Here is a 17,191-nt window from a genome sequence, read left to right on the forward strand (position 1 = left end):
CAACGGATGGCGCGCGGCGGCTTACGAGCAGAGGTGGCCGACAACGGGATGATGAAGACGGATGCCGATAGCGGCGGCCGGCCTAGCGATTGCCGCCGGCTTGGACCTGGGTGTTGGGAGGAAAAGGTCTGTCTGGGGGCGGGATCAGCGGCCGGCGTGACGCGCCGGCGCTGGGCGTGGAGGTCCTGTTGCCACCCCCGAGGTCGGGGCATTCGCCCAAGCGTTGTCGGCCTCGGAAGCCACGGCCGAAGGCGCATGGGAAAGCCCGCCACCGTGGCGGGCCGGAGCAGTAAACCGCCCGGACGCCTGGCCGCGCCCGGGTCGCCTGGCCGTTGCGCGATGCCGGCCAGCCCCTTCAGTCGATGTACGTCAAGCCGGCCAGCGCCAGCGGCTCGCGCATCCGGTACATGTCGAGGCCAAGCACGCCGCTGGCGAGCTTGGCGCGCTTCTCGCCCTCGAAGCTTTCACGCTTCTCGGCAGCATCGGCTACCTGTTGGGCGATGGCGGCCGGCACCACCACCACGCCGTCGGCGTCGGCGATCACCACATCGCCCGGGTGCACCAGCGTGCCGGCGCAGACCACCGGAACGTTCACCGAACCCAGCGTGGCCTTGATGGTGCCCTTGGCGTGGATGGCGCGGCTGAATACCGGAAAGCCCATCTGCTCCAGCTCGTCCACGTCGCGCACGCCGCCGTCGATGATCAGCCCCTTGGCGCCGCGCGCCTGGAAGCTGGTGGCGAGCAAGTCGCCGAAGAAGCCGTCCTCGTTGTCGGTGGTGCAGGCCGCCACCGCCACGTCGCCCAGCTGCAGCTGCTCGGCCGCGACGTGCATCATCCAGTTGTCGCCCGGCTGCAAGAGGATGGTGACGGCGGTGCCGCAGATTTTGGCGCCCTGGTAGATCGGGCGCATGTACGGTTTCATCAGCCCGACGCGGCCCATCGCCTCATGGATGGTGGCGACGCCGAAGCGCGACAGTTTCTCCACCGCGGCCGGGTCGGCGCGCTCGATGTTGCGCTTGACCACGCCCAGTTGGTTCATCAGCAGGTTCATCGTCATTCCTCCTTAGCGGCCTTGGGCTTTGAGGGCGGCATCCAGCCGCGTATACACGCGGCGCGCGTTGCCTTCGTAGATCTGGTGGCGCTCGTCGGCGGTCAGATCGGCCGCCTCGATGTAGCGCTTGGTGTCGTCGTAGTAGTGGCAGGTCTCCGGGTCGATGCCGCGCACGGCGCCGATCATCTCGGAGGCGAACAGCACGTTGTCGACCGGGATCACCTTCGTCAGCAGGTCGATGCCCGGTTGGTGGTAGACGCAGGTGTCGAAGAAGAGGTTGTTGAGCAGATGCTCGGTCAGCAGCGGCTTTTTCAGCTCCTGCGCCAAGCCGCGGAAGCGCCCCCAGTGGTACGGCACCGCGCCGCCACCGTGCGGGATCACGAACTTCAGTGTCGGAAAGTCCTTGAACAAATCCGAGGTCAGGCACTGCATGAAGGCGGTGGTGTCGGCGTTCAGGTAGTGCGCGCCGGTGGTGTGGAAGGCGCAGTTGCAGCTGGTCGAGACGTGGATCATCGCTGGGATGTCGTACTCGACCATCTTTTCGTAGAGCGGGTACCAGTGGCGGTCGGACAGCGGGGGCGCGCTCCAGTGGCCGCCGGACGGGTCCGGGTTGAGGTTGATGCCGACAAAGCCGTAGTCCTTTACGCACTTTTCCAGTTCGGGGATCGAGGTGGCCGGGTCGACACCGGGCGACTGCGGCAGCATGGCGGCGCCGATGAAGTACTCGGGGAACAGCTGTGAGACGCGGTAACACAGCTCGTTGCAGATCGCCGCCCAGGTGGCACTGGTATTGAAGTCGCCGATGTGGTGCGCCATGAAGCTCGCCCGCGGCGAGAAGATGGTCAGGTCCACACCGCGCTCCTTCATCAGGCGCAGCTGGTTGCTCTCGATGCTGTCGATCAGCTCGTCGTCGCTGATCTTGAGCTCGGCCACCTTGGGGCCGAGTTCCGGCGTGGCGAGGTTGTCCACCTGGCGGCAGCGCCAGTCTTCCAGCGCCTTGGGCGCGGTGGTGTAGTGGCCGTGGATATCGATGATCATTTCTGCGTTGCCTTTTCTTGATCCCATTGCAGCTGGCCGCCGTCCTTGCCGGTGACCGAGTACAGTGCGCCGGGCGCGTTGCGGGTGGCCTGGAACGCTTCCAGCGACTGGCCGCGCATCGCGGCGTAGATGTGCAGGTTGGAGACGCCCACCACCGCACCGAGCTTTTCTAGCCCGAAGAAGATGCAGCCGTAGCGGATCAGCCCGTCCCAGTCGCGGCGGCGCAGCAGGTCGCGTTCCTCTTCGGCCAACCCTGCGCGTTCGAACGAGGCTTCCGGGTCGGCGAGGAACAGCGCGCGGTGTTCCGGGTGGATCATGTCGTGCAGGTAGCGGTTGAGGCGGTAGGTCTTCAGGCTCGCCGCCAGCGTGAACGGGTGCGTACCCTCCAGCTTTTCCACCCCGGCCAGTTCGCGCTCCATGGCGTGACGTAGGTCGGCGCTACGCGCCTTGGGCAGGCTCACCTCGGCGTTCTCGTAGACGGCGGTGGCGATGCCGGTCATCGACGGCAGGGTGTAGCTCTGGTGGATTTTCTTGACCTGGGCGGACAGCGCGCCGCGCATGATCAGCCACATGATGATCTCGGCGCCTTCCATGCCGCCGAGTTCCGCGTAGTCGGCCAGGGTCAGGCGGGTGAGCGCCTGCGGGTCTTTCTCGAACAGCTCGAGGAACTGCAAATCCCACTCGGTGTTGTTGAAGCCGCAGCGCGCACCGTGCACTTGGTGCGACAGGCCGCCGGTGGCGACGATGGCCACCTTGAGGTCTTCCGGATAGCTTTCGATGGCGTCGCGCAGTGCTTGGCCGAGCTTGTAGCAGCGCGCGGCGGACGGCACCGGGAACTGCAGCACGCCCACGGCCAGCGGCACGATCGGGGTGTCCCACGCCGTCTTGCTGCGGTTGAGCATCGACAGCGGCGACAGGCAGCCGTGGTCGAGCGCCTTGTCCTGGAAGAACGACATGTCGAACTCGGCCGCCATCAGGCTGGCGCCGATGTGCTGCGCCAGCGCGGCGTGGCCGGCCACCGGCGGCAGGTCGCGCGCGCCGCCGCCCTCGTCCGCCACCGGGTAGCGCTGGTCCACGCCCAGCGTGAAGGCCGAATAGTGGTCGAAGAAGAACGAGGTGACGTGATCGTTGTAGATCATGAACAGCACGTCGGGCTGCTTTTCGGCCAACCACTCCTTGACCGGTTTGAAGGCCTCGAAGATCGGCGCCCACACCGGGTCGTCCTGCTTGTTGCGGTCCACCGCGAAGCCGATGGTCGGCGTGTGCGAGCACGCGATCCCGCCAATGATTTTCGCCATTTCAACTCTCCAAATCGTTAATCGATAAATCGCTCAGAAGGATTCTTTCGCCCGCAGCCCGCTGCCCAGGATGGCCACTGCGGCAACGCAGGCCGGCACGGCGAGGGACAGGAAGATGGCCTGGAAGCCCCAGCCGAGACTCAGCAGCACGCCGCCGATCGACGAGCCGAGAATGCTGCCGAAGCGGCCGACACCCAGCATCCAGCTCACCCCGGTCGCCCGTGCCATCGTCGGGTAGCAGCTCGGGGCGTAGGCGTTGAGGCCGGTCTGGGCGCCGCTCAGGCAGAAGCCGGTCATCAGGATGCACAGCACGATCCAGGCCGATTGCAGGCCGGCCAGCCCCAGCAGGACGAGCGCGGCACCGCCCAGCAGATACGACAGGCTGATGACGCGGCTCGGCGTGATTTTGTCCATGGCGCAGCCGACGAAGATGGCGCCGACGGTGCCGCCCAGTTGGAACATGGCGGTCAGGGTGGAGGCGCGGTCGATAGAGAGGCCGGCATCCTTCATCATGGTCGGCAACCAGCTGGTGGTCAGGTAGATCACCAGCAGGCCCATGAAATACGTCAGCCACAGGCTCACGGTACGGAAGGAATGCCCCTTGGCGAACAAGGCCGCGATCGGCTGCCTGGCGGCCACCGGCGCCTCCTTGGAAATGAAGCTCCGCCACTGGTCCAGGTTGGTCCGGCAGACCCGCGCCATCAACGGACGGATGCGCTCGGCGGAAGCACCGCGCGCCACCAGGTAGCGCGCCGACTCCGGCAGGAAGAAATACATGAACGGCAGCAACAGCAGCGGCAAGGCACCGCCAAACATGAGTACCGATTGCCAGCCAAAACGCGGGCTCAGGTAGGCCGCCGCAAAGCCGATAGCTGCCGACCCCAGGTTGAAGCCGGTGAACATGGCCGCGATGACGGACGAGCGGATGCGTTCCGGCACGTACTCGGCCAGCAGCGTGGTGCTGTTGGGCATGGCGGCCCCCAGGGCCAGCCCGGTCAGAAAGCGCAGCAACGCCATCATCTGCGGGCTGCCCGCCTGCGCGGTGGCCAGCGTGGCGATACCGAACCCGAGCACGGACACCAGCAGCACCTTGCGCCGCCCGAACCAATCCGACGACGACCCCGCCAGCAAGGCGCCGACGGCCAGGCCGATCGGGGCGGCCCCCATCACCGCGCCGAAGGCCGGCCGCGAAATGTGCCAGTCATGAATGACGGACGGCGCGACAAACCCCATGATGGCCACGTCCATGCCGTCCACGGCGACGATGAGGAAACACAGCACCACCAGCCCCCATTGATACGCCGACATCTTGCGGGAATTGATGAACTCCCTGACATCCAGTATTCCTGCTTGATCCATCGGTTACTCCTCCATTTATCTCTTCATTGCTCCCGGCGGACACCGGCTTGATAACGTCTTGTTGTTTTATCCACTGCCATTCGGCCTTCACTGCATGCGGTCGCGGGCGACGTCGCCGTCAAACGACCAACACCTCCCCCCTAAAAAGCGGCCGCGCCGTGCGCAGCAAGGCGATGCCGGGCGCGCCGTCCTGGTTGTCGAATAGCTTGATGGTGAATTCGCCGGTCGGATGCTCGACCGAAAAGGCCCCGTCGGACGGCGGCACCACCAGGTCGCGGCAAATGGTGCCCGCATCGGCGCAGGCGGTGGCGACGGAGGCCGCCCCCAGCACCCCGATGGCGTCATGGCATTTTTTGGGAATGAAGGTGCGGGTGGCGATCGCCCCGCCCTCGCGCGGGGCCGCGATCAGCGACATCTTGGGAACGACCCTGTTGCGGACATCGCCCAGCCCCATCCTTTCGCCGGCGAGCAGGCGGATTTCTTCCACCCGGGCCTTGAGCGGGGCATTGGCATCCAGTTCGGCGGGCGATTCGTAACCGGTCACGCCGAGGTCAGCCGCGCACAGCAACACCACCGGCATGCCGTTGTCGATACAGGTCGCGGCGATGCCGGCGAAGACATCACGCTTCGAGCCGGTGGGATACAGCGCGCCGCAGGACGAGCCCGCCACGTCGGAAAAATGCAGCTCGATTGGCGCGGCGGTACCTGGCACGCCGCTGATGCGGGTCTCGCCCCGGTAGCTCACCCGGCCGCCGGGGGTTTCCACCCACGCCTCGCACAGGCCGCCGGTGTTGATCATGCGGATACGCACGCGGGTTCTGTCCTGCCGGCAGTCCAGCAGCCCCTCCTCCAGGGCGAACGGCGCGACCGCGGCCAGAATGTTGCCGCAGGTCGGGGCGTAATCGATACGACCCTCCCCCAGCACGACCTGACCGAAGAGATAATCGATGTCCACGCCGGGCAGCTCGGAGCGCGCAATCACCGCGACCTTGGTGGTCAGCGGATGGCCGCCGCCAATACCGTCGATCTGGCGCGGCTCGTCCCCTCCCATCGCCTGCAACAGCAGGCGGTCGCGTGCCTCGGCATCCGCCGGCAGATCGCCGGAGAGAAAGAACGCCGCCTTGGAGGTGCCGCCCCGCATCCACACGCACGGCAGATGGCGCTGGCCCGGATATTCCTTGTTCATGCTCATGGGACTCTTTCGGCCCGGTCGTGAAAGAAACCCAACTATATGAATTTCCCCGCCGGCCGCCGTTGCCCCGTCGTGACGCTGCGTTCCATTTTTGTGAACACACTGGCCACAAGCATCAAAAACCAATATAAATCCGTTGATTCACAAAGATTTATCGACAAGAAAACATCGATCACGTGACGAGCACCGACCAAGCCTTTGACCAGACCGCCGACGTCCTGCGCTATCTGCGCGTCTTTCTTGCGGTTGCCGGGAGCGGCAGCGTCTCCCGCTCCGCCGAGCGCATCTACAAGGCGCCATCGGCCATCACCCGCTCCCTGACCCAGCTCGAGCAGGCACTGGGGCAGGAGCTGTTTGAACGAAAGCCACGGGGAATGCTGCTGAACAGCTATGGCGAAGCCGTGCTGACGCGAGCCCGGCGCATTCAGGAGGAGATCGAGGCCGCCGCCACCGAGCTATGCCAGCGGCCGGGCCATAACGTCGCTTCGCTCACCCCGTTGCTGATGAGCGGGCACAAGCTGCAGCTATTCGTCGCCGTGGCCGAGCATGGTCATCTGGCGGCCGTCAGCCGCCAGATGAAGCTGTCCCGCTCGGGCATCAGCATGGCGCTGGCCCGGCTGGAAGAAGCACTGGGGCAACCCTTGTTCCAGCGCATGGCGCAAGGCATGGTGACCACGGATGCCGCCGCCCGGCTGCTGCTCCACGCCAAGCGCGCCTTCTCGGAGATGCGTCACATCCAGGCCGACCTGTCCGCCCTGCGGGGTTCCCTGCACGGCACCATCACCATCGGGGCGCTGCCCCTGTGCCGCACCCGGCTGCTGCCCGTGGCGATTGCCCAACTGCTGGCCAAGTACCCCTTGCTGAAAATAAAGACGTTCGAAAGCCCTTACGATGAACTGGCCAAAGGGCTGCGCTGCGGCGATATCGACTTCATCTTCGGCGCCTTGCGCGCCGGGCAAGAAGGCAATGACCTGAGCAGCGAGCCCCTCTTCAACGACAGCGTCGGCCTGTTCTGCCGGAAGGATCACCCGCTGACCCGGCAAGTCAGCGCCATTGCGCTGGGGCAGATCGCTCGCGAGAAATGGATCCTGCCGCGCCAGGACTCCCCCGCGCGCCAGGTACTGAACCAGGCGTTCATGGATAACGGGCTTGTCATCCCCGAGCCGTCGGTCGAAACCGGCGACTTGGCCATCCTGCGCAACCTCCTGACCCATACCGATCTGATCACGGCCACCTCGCCGCACCAGCTGCACGACGAACTCGAATCCGGCCTGGTGGTCCGGCTGCCCGTCCCGCTTGCCGGAACCGAGCGACAAATCGGCATGACGCAACGGCATGGCGCCCTGCCCTCTCCCGCCATCACCGCGCTGCAGGAAGAAATCCGCGACGTGGTGAGAACCGCCATGCCCGACCAGCCCTGAACGGCGGATCGTCATCTCGCGCCGCACCGGGCCGGGCAGGAACAGCCGGTCGGTCTCATGGAGGTGAAATGAAGCGGGCATGACCCGCCGCGCCAGCGGCGGGTACGGAGCGCGGCGCGTCGTGGCCGGAGCGGGGTTATTTGAGGTAGACGTCCTCGAAGTCGAACGAGCCGTTGGGGTTCATCACAAAGCCCTCCACGTCGTTGCGCAGCGGAATATAGATCTTGGAATGGGCGACGGTGATCCACGGCCGTTCGCGCTTGAAGATTTCCTGCGCCTTGAGGTAGTAGGCGCTGCGCTGGCGCTGGTCACTGGTCTGGCGCGCTTTCAACAGCAGCTCGTCGAACTCCTTGTTGCAGAAGCGCTGGCCATTCTTGCTGACGCTGCACGACAGCGTGCCCCACAAAAAGTCATCCGGGTCGCCGGCGTCGCTGGTCCAGCCGCTCATGTAGACATCGTGCTCACCCTGCGCGGCGCGCTTCAGGTACTCGCCCCACTCGAAGCTCTGGATGGTCGTCTTCACGCCGATCTTGGCCCAATCCTGCTGGATCATCTGCGCCATCAGCTTGCCGTTGGGGTTGGTCGGCCGCTGCACCGGCAGCGCCCACAGCGTGATGGCGAAGCCGTCCGGATAGCCGGCCTTGGCCAGCAACTGCCGCGCCTTCGCCGGGTTGTATTCGTTCCGGTTCTTGCCGTTCCAGCTCCACACCGACGGCGGGAACGGGTTGACCGCCTGGATGGCCCCGCCCTTGGGGAACATCACGCGGAACAGCGCATCACGGTCGATGGCGATATCGAGCGCCACGCGCACATCGCGATTGGCCAGTTGCGGCCGCTGCAGGTTGTAGGCGAGGTAGGAGATGTTCATCGCGCCGGTGGAGGTGACCTTCACCCCCGGCGCGCCGTTGAGGCCGTCCAGGTCGGCCTCGCGCACCGCCGCCGCCACCTGGCACTCGTTGCTCTTCAGCTTCTGCAGCCGCACCTGCGGGTCGGTGACGATGGCAAACACCAGGCTCTGGGTTTTCTGTTTCTTGCCCCAGTAGCCGGGGTTGGCGGCATAGCGTACCGCCGCGTCCTTGGCATAGCCCTTGAACAGGAAGGGGCCGGTGCCGATCGGCTTCAGGTTGATGTCGGCGGCTCGCCCTTCGGCCAACAGCTTGGCGCCATACTCGGCCGACTGCATGCCGGCAAACCCCATCGCCAGGAAATTGACAAAGGTCGAGTTGCGCTCCTTCAGCCGCAGCGTGACGGTGTAAGGGTCGACCTTCTTCACCGCGGCCACGCTCTGCGCGATACCGTTGGCGTTGGGGCCCAGCAGCTGGGTTCGGAACGCCTTGTTGAACGGCGCCTCCGGATTGATCCAGCGGGTGATGGTGAACACCACGTCGTCGGCGTTGAAGTCGCGGCTGGGCTGGAAGTAGTCGGTGCGGTGAAACTTCACGCCGTGGCGCAGGTGGAAGGTGTACTCCAGACCATCGTCCGACACCTCCCAGCCGGTTGCCAGAGCCGGCTGCAGCGCCGTGCCGCCGTGCTTGAATCGCACCAGGCCCTGGAAAATCTGCCGCGTGACGTTATAGGTCAAGGCGCTGTCCCACAACGCCGGATCGAAACCCTCGGGTGCCGCTTCGGCACAGAACACCAGCGGTTTGGCCGCCATGGCCATGGGGGCGGCCATGCTGACAGCACACGCTGCCATCAGGGTGGCAAAGCGATGCTTCATCCGATTTCTCCTTATGTTTTCTTGGTGGCCACTGGTCGCCGCTGAATCGATTTGCGGAAAGCCATACCCAGACCCAATGAATGGTGGTCAGTCCGGCATAGCCTCGAATCCGGCTCGTGCTTCACAGCGAGCTTAACAGCCTTGGTCTTCACCGCGTAATCCCCTACCCTCGCCGCCCGCCAACCGAAGCGCCCCCGCCGCAAGCGTTTCATGGATAGACGGTACGTACCGCATACCGCTTGGAACCCGTGTGCGCAGAGGGAATGGATGTGGGCATATAACGCTCCTGTTTTTGTCCGACCCTAACGCAAGAGCAGCCGCAGCTCACTCACTCGACATGCCATACGCCGAGAGGCCTTACCGAGCGCGACATGGCGCCCCTGCCATGTTGATGTTCCGAGGTTGACAAGGACGAGAGCGGCAAATAAAAGTTTTAAGGAGCAACCGATTTGACGAGGAGGAGGCATGAACAATTGGAGAAGGAACTGCCGTTGGTTTGTTGCCGCCTGCGGGCTGGGCCTGAACACGGCACTTTGGGCGCAGACTGACGTGTCGACAGAGACACCGCCTGCCTCGAAGGAGGTCGCCGAATCCGCCACGCTGGTGGTCATGAACATCAGTGGCCCGACCCTGGTGTCCAACAACCAGGATATTACTGACAACGGATCTGAAATCGCCAGTCTGCCACGCCTCACCTACAAAACTCTGCCGATCGGAGCAGGCCATCACGAATTCCGATTCAAGGCCTTCCCACAAGGGAAACGGGTTGCCACGTTGGAAGCCGAATCGGGCAAAACCTACTACCTGGAGGTGGGTTACAGCCCGGGACGCTCCTGGGCATTCCCTTTCGCGGGGGACCCGATGACGATCAAGATCATCGGACAGGACGAGGCATTCGCCTTGATGAAGGAGATGAAACCCAGCCAACCAGAGACCGCGCCATGACCCGGCTCACCAGGCGTGTCTGAGGGATTAAATCTTCCCCTCCTTGCAAGGAAAAAGGCCGAGCCGGGTGGCTCAGCCTTTTGACAACGCGCGGCCCGATCATCGAGCCTGGAGACAGGCAGCGGGGACTGACGCCCCACGAAACTTAACGACTGGCCTGGTTCTCTTTGACCCAGCGTGCGGACCAATAGGCATTCTGCTGGCTGAGGCGCGCTTGCTCGGCCGGCGGCAGCTGGGCGTAGCTGGCCTTGATTTTACCCTGCTCCGCCTGCCAGGCCTGAACCTGGGCGTCCGTGGGCGCAACGTAGCTGTCCTTGGCGAAAACCGAGCCGGCCACCAGCAGCCCGGCAACAACGAGTGCAATTTTTTTCATAGGAACTCCGATGTGTGAATAAGCCAGGAGGGAAATCCCCCTTTTGCAAATTTCATATGTAAAATTTATCGCTTCGGAGAATTTCGAAAAACCATGCTATGAGAAAGAATTTGTTTACTATCGGTAAACAATGCAGCACCCTGGCACGACCTGCCTCGCCCTAACCCCCATCCCAACACCGGGCGGAGAGAGAAAGACGAGGACCGTTTTCTTGCAATCCACCCCACCAGCAACTAGCGTCCAATCAGGATGAAACGGCACCCTCGGTCATGTCATTTTTCCAGGGCATGCCGACCACGGCGACCACGCCGAAAAAGCGCACCACAACGCTCCGGCAGGATGATCGGCGCACAAGATCGTCACCTGGCTGGCAGGGCTAAATACCGGCGCAGTGGCGGCACGAAGAGGGTGTGCGGCCACGCCGCGCAGCAAATCGCGCACGATCGATCACCTGCGCATTTGATGGGGGTTGCCCGCCTCCGTGGCATCATCCTCCAGCAGCAACCGGCATGCTCCGCGGTGAATGCGCCTAGAGCCAGACCCCGGGATGCCCACGTCCGCCTTTGGAGAATTCGCAATGAAACTCTATTACCACCCCGCCTCGACCACGAGCCGCATCATCATGATGTTCGCGGCCGAAGAGGCGATCCCACTGGATTATCAGCTGGTCGACCTCATGACCGGCGAACACCTCAAGCCCGAGTTCCAGGCCATCAACCCCAGTTGCCTGGTACCGGTGCTGGACGACGATGGCTTTGTGCTGACCGAAAGCGGGGCCATCATTCGCTATCTTGCCGGTATGGCCCAGTCGTTGGCCTACCCCGCCGACCTGAAGCAACGGGCACGCGTCGACGAGGCCATGGAGTGGTTCTACAGCAACTATTACAAGGACCATGGCTACGGTCTGGTCTACCCGCAATTGTTCCCTCACCACAGGCGCCCAACCGAGGAGGCCCATGCCGGGACCATTGCCTGGGGCAAGCAAAAAGCCCAGCACTGGCTCGGCATCCTCGACAAGGACCTGATCGGCCCCGATCGCCCGTTTCTCTGCAGCGACACGATCACCCTCGCCGATTACGTCGGCGCCGAGATGGTGGCAGTGGGTGAACTGGTGCGCTGCGAATATCTGGACTACCCCAACGTGCGACGCTGGTTAAACCGAATGAAGGCCCTGCCGAGCTGGGGCAAAGTGCACGAGGTCGTCGAGGGGTTCAAAGCCTCGCTCAAAGACCAGCCCTTCGTATCGATCTGATCCGGCCTCCCGGCGAGGCGCCGCCAAGGCCCTCCAACACCCCCTGCATCGCACGTCCTCCGATCAGAAGCGTGCCGGCGCAGTGGGCTTGTCTGTTGGCACCTGGCGGGCTAGCCCTGGACGAAGCCCGGCGCTACGGCTGAAGCTGTGAACGATACTGCTCGGCTTGCTCGAGCAACCAGCTGACAAAAGCCTGAAGGACTTTGGCCTCCTGCTTGCTTTCCGGGTAAACCAGAAAATAGCCCATCTCGCTCTGCATCGGGATATCGAAGGGCGTCACCAGCGAACCCGAGCGGATCTCTTCCTGCACCAGAAAACGCGGCACCAAGGCGACCCCCATTTGCGCCCGGGCCGCCTCCACCAGCATCGAAAACAGCTCGTAGCGCGGGCCGACCATGGCGTTCAGGTCGCTGGCCCCGGCCGCGGCGAACCATTTATGCCAGGCATCGTGCCGTGCCGACAGGTGCAGGAGCTTCAGCTTGACCAGGTCCTGCGGCTGCAAACAAGGATGCCGCGCCAGCAGCTGCGGGCTGCAAACCGGGATCATTTCCTCGCCAAACAGATGATCGGCATGGGCGCCGGGCCAGACCCCCGTCCCGAAATGAATGGAGGCGTCGAAAACGGTGTCGGCAAAAATGAAGGTATCGGAACGGGTGGTGATATTGATCGTGATATTGGGATGCTCGGCATAAAACCCGGGCAGACGCGGAATGAGCCAGCGCGTGGCGAAGGTGGGGATCGCCGCCAGCTCGATAACGCCGCCCGAACCTTGATGCGCCATGATGGACAAGGTGCTGCGCTCCAGTCGGTCGAGATGCTCCCGCACCTCCCGGGCATAGACCTGGCCCGCCTCGCTCAGGCTGACGCGTCGCTTGATGCGATTAAACAGGGCGATCCCCAGCATTTCCTCCAGCGTCGCGATCTGCTTGCAGACGGCGCTTTGCGTCAAAGCCAATTCTTCCGCGGCCCGGGTAAAGCTCTGGTGCCGTGCCGCCGCTTCAAACGCCTGCAGCGCCTCGATGCTCGGTATCTTCCGCCTCATCCATTGTTCCCATCACTCACAATGTGCTGAATTTATATCGTTTGCCGAAGGTGGCACACACCGGGCAAATTAGCCGCTAACGGCCTCATTTCAGGCCATTCTAACGCCCCCTCCGCATTACCGCCAACAAGGCAAATTGTGCATGCGAGGAAGCATGGCCAGGCAAACGCACCTCAGGAGACACCAATGCCCACGTCCAACATGCAGAAAATCGTCATTGTGGGAGGAGGCGCCGGAGGGCTGGCGCTGGCAACGCGGCTAGGTGACACCTTGGGACGCCGGCAACAAGCCGAAATCACCCTGGTCGACTGCTCCCGCACCCATATCTGGAAACCCCTGCTGCACGAAATAGCAGCCGGAAGCATGACACCGGCCAAAGAAGAACTCGACTACCTGGCTCAAGCCCGGTGGCACGGCTTCCGTTTCTGTCTGGGCCGCATGGATGGGCTGGACCGTGCAGAGAAGGTCATCCATGTCGCTCCCACCCTAGATGCCGACGGACAGGAGCTGATTCCGCGCCGCCGGATTTCCTACGACACCCTGGTGCTGGCCGTCGGCAGCGGCACCAACGATTTTGGTACCCGGGGCGTTGCACAACATGCGATCAGCCTGAATACCCCGGAACAGGCTGCGCACTTCCATCAGCGCATGGTCAACGCCTGTGTCCGCGCCAGCCTGCAAAACGGGCCGCTGCGCCCCGAGCAACTACAGATCACCATCATTGGCGCCGGGGCCACCGGTGTCGAACTGGCGGCGGAACTGCGCAACACGACGCGTGAACTGGTGGCATATGGGCGGGAAAGCATCGACCCCGACCGGGACATCCGGCTGACCCTGATCGAGGCCGGAGACCGTATCCTGCCCGCCCTGCCCCCCGAGCTGTCGCACAACGCACGGTGCCTGCTGCAAAAGCTCAACGTTTCGGTTTTGACGGGAGAAAAGGTCACCGAGGTGACCGAGACATCCGTGCTAACCGCGAGTGGCAAGCTCATCCCGTCGGAATTGGTGGTCTGGGCCGCGGGAGTCAAGGCACCCGACTTCCTCTCCCGACTGGACGGCCTGGAAACCAATCGGCTCAATCAACTGGTGGTCACCCCCACCCTGCAGACCACCTTGGATCCGGCTATTTTTGCCCTTGGGGATTGCGCTGCTTGCCCGTGGGAAGAGAAGCAAGGCTGGGTACCGCCTCGCGCCCAGGCTGCCCACCAGCAAGCCACCCTGTTGCTCGCGAACCTGAAACGGCAACTACAGGGCAAACCGCTGCGGACATTTGCCTATCGCGACCTGGGCTCGCTGATCTCGCTGGGCAAATACAGCACGGTGGGTAGCCTGATGAGCTCCCTGTCCCGCAAGAGCCTGTTCATTCAGGGGCAGTTTGCGCGCCTGATGTACTTGTCGCTCTACAGCAAGCACAAGATGGCCTTGTATGGGCTAGGAAGGACGTGCCTGGCGACGATAGGCCGGCTGCTTTCCAAGCGCGCCGAACCCCAAGTGAAGTTGCACTGACATCCCCCAATCGGCGTGAGGAGGCCGATCATCTGCCCTTCCCCATGTCCGTCACCCTCCTTCTGTGACGGACTTCTCTTTCCTGCCGAATGGTATGGCCTGTGGGGAGTAGGCTAGGACGCCACAGCCAGCTCTTCAGCCAAGCCGTCAGTGGGAGAGGGAGAAACGCGGAGCCACCGCCGCCGCCCAGCGCCAGCTCGTCGGGGCCCCGACGGGCTGTTCGGGCTTTCCGCCAGCGCAAAGCACAAAGCCCAGCTCGGATGAGCTGGGCTTTTGTAAGGGGAGTCTGGCGGTGTCCTACTTTCACACGGCAAGGCCGCACTATCATCGGCGCTAAGGCGTTTCACGGTCCTGTTCGGGATGGGAAGGGGTGGGACCACCTCGCTAAGGCCGCCAGACATAAACTGTCAACAAACGGGAAGAAGCCTGGAAGCCTCTCAGCTTCCATTTCGAATTGGGTAATCGATCGTACGTCGCACACTCTATTCACCGCGTGGCCCAAGCCACTCAAATGATAGGATCAAGCCTCACGAGCAATTAGTATCGGTTAGCTTCACGCCTCACAGCGCTTCCACACCCGACCTATCAACGTCCTGGTCTCGAACGACTCTTCAGGAGGGTCAAGCCCTCAGGGAAGTCTCATCTTCAGGCGAGTTTCCCGCTTAGATGCTTTCAGCGGTTATCTCTTCCGAACTTAGCTACCCGGCAATGCCACTGGCGTGACAACCGGTACACCAGAGGTTCGTCCACTCCGGTCCTCTCGTACTAGGAGCAGCCCCCGTCAAACTTCCAACGCCCACTGCAGATAGGGACCAAACTGTCTCACGACGTTTTGAACCCAGCTCACGTACCACTTTAAATGGCGAACAGCCATACCCTTGGGACCGGCTACAGCCCCAGGATGTGATGAGCCGACATCGAGGTGCCAAACTCCGCCGTCGATGTGAACTCTTGGGCGGAATCAGCCTGTTATCCCCGGAGTACCTTTTATCCGTTGAGCGATGGCCCTTCCATTCAGAACCACCGGATCACTATGTCCTGCTTTCGCACCTGCTCGACTTGTCGGTCTCGCAGTTAAGCCACCTTATGCCATTGCACTATCAGCACGATTTCCGACCGTACCTAGGTGACCTTCGAACTCCTCCGTTACACTTTGGGAGGAGACCGCCCCAGTCAAACTGCCTACCATGCACTGTCCCCGATCCGGATCACGGACCAAGGTTAGAACCTCAAACACACCAGGGTGGTATTTCAAGGACGGCTCCACTGAAACTAGCGTCTCAGCTTCATAGCCTCCCACCTATCCTACACAAGTCTGTTCAAAGTCCAATGCAAAGCTACAGTAAAGGTTCACGGGGTCTTTCCGTCTAGCAGCGGGGAGATTGCATCTTCACAAACATTTCAACTTCGCTGAGTCTCAGGAGGAGACAGTGTGGCCATCGTTACGCCATTCGTGCGGGTCGGAACTTACCCGACAAGGAATTTCGCTACCTTAGGACCGTTATAGTTACGGCCGCCGTTTACCGGGGCTTCGATCAAGAGCTTGCACCCCATCACTTAACCTTCCGGCACCGGGCAGGCGTCACACCGTATACGTCCACTTTCGTGTTGGCACAGTGCTGTGTTTTTGATAAACAGTCGCAGCCACCGATTCTCTGCGACCTCTCGAGGCTTCAGACGCGAGGTCCTACACCTTAAGAGGCATACCTTCTCCCGAAGTTACGGTATCAATTTGCCGAGTTCCTTCTCCTGAGTTCTCTCAAGCGCCTTAGAATTTTCATCCTGCCCACCTGTGTCGGTTTGCGGTACGGTTCTCGTATAGCTGAAGCTTAGTGGCTTTTCCTGGAAGCGTGGTATCAGTCACTTCGGTTCCGTAGAACCTCGTTATCACGTCTCGGTGTTAACAAAGGAGCGGATTTGCCTACTCCTTCCACCTACCGGCTTGAACCAGGGCATCCAACACCTGGCTGACCTAACCTTCTCCGTCCCCACATCGCACTATACGAAAGTACGGGAATATTGACCCGTTTCCCATCGACTACGCTTTTCAGCCTCGCCTTAGGGGCCGACTCACCCTACGCCGATGAACGTTGCGTAGGAAACCTTGGGCTTTCGGCGAGCGGGCTTTTCACCCGCTTTATCGCTACTCATGTCAGCATTCGCACTTCTGATATCTCCAGCATGCCTTACGACACACCTTCACAGACCTACAGAACGCTCCCCTACCATCTGCACTTGCGTGCAAATCCGCGGCTTCGGTTATCAGTTTGAGCCCCGTTACATCTTCCGCGCAGGACGACTCGACCAGTGAGCTATTACGCTTTCTTTAAATGATGGCTGCTTCTAAGCCAACATCCTGGCTGTCTAGGCCTTCCCACTTCGTTTACCACTTAACTGATCATTTGGGACCTTAGCCGGCGGTCTGGGTTGTTTCCCTCTTGACGATGGACGTTAGCACCCACCGTCTGTCTCCCATGCTCGCACTTTCCGGTATTCAGAGTTTGCCATGGTTTGGTAAATCGCAATGACCCCCTAGCCATAACAGTGCTTTACCCCCGGAAGTGATACATGAGGCACTACCTAAATAGTTTTCGGGGAGAACCAGCTATCTCCGAGTTTGTTTAGCCTTTCACCCCTATCCACAGCTCATCCCCTAGTTTTGCAACACTAGTGGGTTCGGACCTCCAGTGCGTGTTACCGCACCTTCATCCTGGCCATGGATAGATCACTCGGTTTCGGGTCTACGCCCAGCAACTAAAGCGCCCTATTCGGACTCGGTTTCCCTACGCCTCCCCTATTCGGTTAAGCTCGCTACTGAACGTAAGTCGCTGACCCATTATACAAAAGGTACGCAGTCACCCCTTGCGAGGCTCCCACTGTTTGTATGCATCCGGTTTCAGGTTCTATTTCACTCCCCTCCCGGGGTTCTTTTCGCCTTTCCCTCACGGTACTGGTTCACTATCGGTCGATCACGAGTATTTAGCCTTGGAGGAT

General features: G+C 62.0%; 12 protein-coding genes and 2 rRNA genes (1 of these 14 cut by a window edge). 4 read left to right on the forward strand and 10 right to left on the reverse strand.

All coding sequences use genetic code 11. The features are described from left to right. Positions 1 to 355: 355 nt before the first annotated feature. The 5 genes from ligK to NH8B_RS13205 form a co-directional block, all read right to left on the reverse strand. Entirely contained in the window at positions 356 to 1,051 is a 696-nt protein-coding gene (gene ligK / locus NH8B_RS13185; RefSeq protein ID WP_014087742.1) for a 4-carboxy-4-hydroxy-2-oxoadipate aldolase/oxaloacetate decarboxylase, read from the reverse strand. A gap of 12 nt (positions 1,052 to 1,063) precedes the next feature. Further along, on the reverse strand, positions 1,064 to 2,089 hold the full coding sequence (locus NH8B_RS13190; RefSeq protein ID WP_014087743.1) for an amidohydrolase family protein: 1,026 nt from the start codon (positions 2,087 to 2,089) through the stop codon (positions 1,064 to 1,066). Continuing rightward, positions 2,086 to 3,387, reverse strand: a complete 1,302-nt coding sequence (locus tag NH8B_RS13195) for a gallate dioxygenase (protein ID WP_014087744.1) — start codon at positions 3,385 to 3,387, stop codon at positions 2,086 to 2,088. The genes NH8B_RS13190 and NH8B_RS13195 overlap by 4 nt, the downstream gene beginning before the upstream one ends. A gap of 33 nt (positions 3,388 to 3,420) precedes the next feature. Next, positions 3,421 to 4,746 carry an MFS transporter gene (locus NH8B_RS13200; RefSeq protein WP_014087745.1) on the reverse strand — a complete coding sequence of 442 codons (1,326 nt, stop codon included), beginning with the start codon at positions 4,744 to 4,746 and terminating at the stop codon, positions 3,421 to 3,423. A gap of 118 nt (positions 4,747 to 4,864) precedes the next feature. After that, positions 4,865 to 5,932: a 4-oxalomesaconate tautomerase gene (locus NH8B_RS13205; RefSeq protein ID WP_041703519.1), complete on the reverse strand. Its 1,068-nt coding sequence runs from the start codon at positions 5,930 to 5,932 to the stop codon at positions 4,865 to 4,867. A 182-nt stretch (positions 5,933 to 6,114) separates the two neighbouring features. Here NH8B_RS13205 and NH8B_RS13210 point away from each other — a divergent pair, with 182 nt between their 5' ends. After that, positions 6,115 to 7,359: a LysR family transcriptional regulator gene (locus tag NH8B_RS13210; RefSeq protein ID WP_014087747.1), complete on the forward strand. Its 1,245-nt coding sequence runs from the start codon at positions 6,115 to 6,117 to the stop codon at positions 7,357 to 7,359. A gap of 136 nt (positions 7,360 to 7,495) precedes the next feature. Here the strand turns inward: NH8B_RS13210 and NH8B_RS13215 are convergent, their stop codons facing one another. Then, complete coding sequence (locus tag NH8B_RS13215; protein ID WP_014087748.1) at positions 7,496 to 9,079, reverse strand: ABC transporter substrate-binding protein; 1,584 nt, start codon at positions 9,077 to 9,079, stop codon at positions 7,496 to 7,498. A gap of 465 nt (positions 9,080 to 9,544) precedes the next feature. Between NH8B_RS13215 and NH8B_RS13220 the strand changes: the two genes are divergently transcribed. Then, entirely contained in the window at positions 9,545 to 10,024 is a 480-nt protein-coding gene (locus NH8B_RS13220; RefSeq protein WP_014087749.1) for a hypothetical protein, read from the forward strand. Between the two features lie 145 nt (positions 10,025 to 10,169). Here NH8B_RS13220 and NH8B_RS13225 read toward each other — a convergent pair whose 3' ends face one another. Next, positions 10,170 to 10,397, reverse strand: coding sequence for a hypothetical protein (locus NH8B_RS13225; RefSeq protein ID WP_014087750.1), 228 nt, complete (start codon positions 10,395 to 10,397; stop codon positions 10,170 to 10,172). Positions 10,398 to 10,974: 577 nt separating this feature from the next. Here NH8B_RS13225 and NH8B_RS13230 point away from each other — a divergent pair. Beyond that, the gene (locus NH8B_RS13230; RefSeq protein WP_014087751.1) at positions 10,975 to 11,649 is read left to right on the forward strand and encodes a glutathione S-transferase family protein; all 675 of its coding nucleotides are present in this window, start codon (positions 10,975 to 10,977) and stop codon (positions 11,647 to 11,649) included. A gap of 133 nt (positions 11,650 to 11,782) precedes the next feature. Here the strand turns inward: NH8B_RS13230 and gcvA are convergent, their stop codons facing one another. Further along, entirely contained in the window at positions 11,783 to 12,691 is a 909-nt protein-coding gene (gene gcvA, locus NH8B_RS13235; RefSeq protein WP_014087752.1) for a transcriptional regulator GcvA, read from the reverse strand. A 186-nt stretch (positions 12,692 to 12,877) separates the two neighbouring features. Between gcvA and NH8B_RS13240 the strand changes: the two genes are divergently transcribed. Next, positions 12,878 to 14,197, forward strand: a complete 1,320-nt coding sequence (locus tag NH8B_RS13240; RefSeq protein ID WP_014087753.1) for an NAD(P)/FAD-dependent oxidoreductase — start codon at positions 12,878 to 12,880, stop codon at positions 14,195 to 14,197. Positions 14,198 to 14,481: 284 nt separating this feature from the next. On the opposite strand, the gene rrf is transcribed toward NH8B_RS13240, so the two are convergent. Further along, positions 14,482 to 14,595, reverse strand: a 5S ribosomal RNA gene (rrf, locus tag NH8B_RS13245). 118 nt (positions 14,596 to 14,713) lie between these two features. Further along, positions 14,714 to 17,191: ribosomal RNA gene (locus tag NH8B_RS13250) — 23S ribosomal RNA — on the reverse strand; it runs 413 nt beyond the window's last position.

This window comes from Pseudogulbenkiania sp. NH8B (assembly GCF_000283535.1).
Classification (GTDB): Bacteria; Pseudomonadota; Gammaproteobacteria; order Burkholderiales; family Chromobacteriaceae; genus Pseudogulbenkiania; species Pseudogulbenkiania ferrooxidans.

Excerpts from the sequence above, each read along its gene's own strand:
- ligK (WP_014087742.1), bottom strand. The coding sequence starts at position 1,051 with ATGAACCTGCTGATGAACCAACTGGGCGTGGTCAAGCGCAACATCGAG.
- NH8B_RS13190 (WP_014087743.1), bottom strand. The coding sequence starts at position 2,089 with ATGATCATCGATATCCACGGCCACTACACCACCGCGCCCAAGGCGCTG.
- NH8B_RS13195 (WP_014087744.1), bottom strand. The coding sequence starts at position 3,387 with ATGGCGAAAATCATTGGCGGGATCGCGTGCTCGCACACGCCGACCATC.
- NH8B_RS13200 (WP_014087745.1), bottom strand. The coding sequence starts at position 4,746 with ATGGATCAAGCAGGAATACTGGATGTCAGGGAGTTCATCAATTCCCGC.
- NH8B_RS13205 (WP_041703519.1), bottom strand. The coding sequence starts at position 5,932 with ATGAACAAGGAATATCCGGGCCAGCGCCATCTGCCGTGCGTGTGGATG.
- NH8B_RS13215 (WP_014087748.1), bottom strand. The coding sequence starts at position 9,079 with ATGAAGCATCGCTTTGCCACCCTGATGGCAGCGTGTGCTGTCAGCATG.
- NH8B_RS13220 (WP_014087749.1), top strand. The coding sequence starts at position 9,545 with ATGAACAATTGGAGAAGGAACTGCCGTTGGTTTGTTGCCGCCTGCGGG.
- NH8B_RS13225 (WP_014087750.1), bottom strand. The coding sequence starts at position 10,397 with ATGAAAAAAATTGCACTCGTTGTTGCCGGGCTGCTGGTGGCCGGCTCG.
- NH8B_RS13230 (WP_014087751.1), top strand. The coding sequence starts at position 10,975 with ATGAAACTCTATTACCACCCCGCCTCGACCACGAGCCGCATCATCATG.
- gcvA (WP_014087752.1), bottom strand. The coding sequence starts at position 12,691 with ATGAGGCGGAAGATACCGAGCATCGAGGCGCTGCAGGCGTTTGAAGCG.
- NH8B_RS13240 (WP_014087753.1), top strand. The coding sequence starts at position 12,878 with ATGCCCACGTCCAACATGCAGAAAATCGTCATTGTGGGAGGAGGCGCC.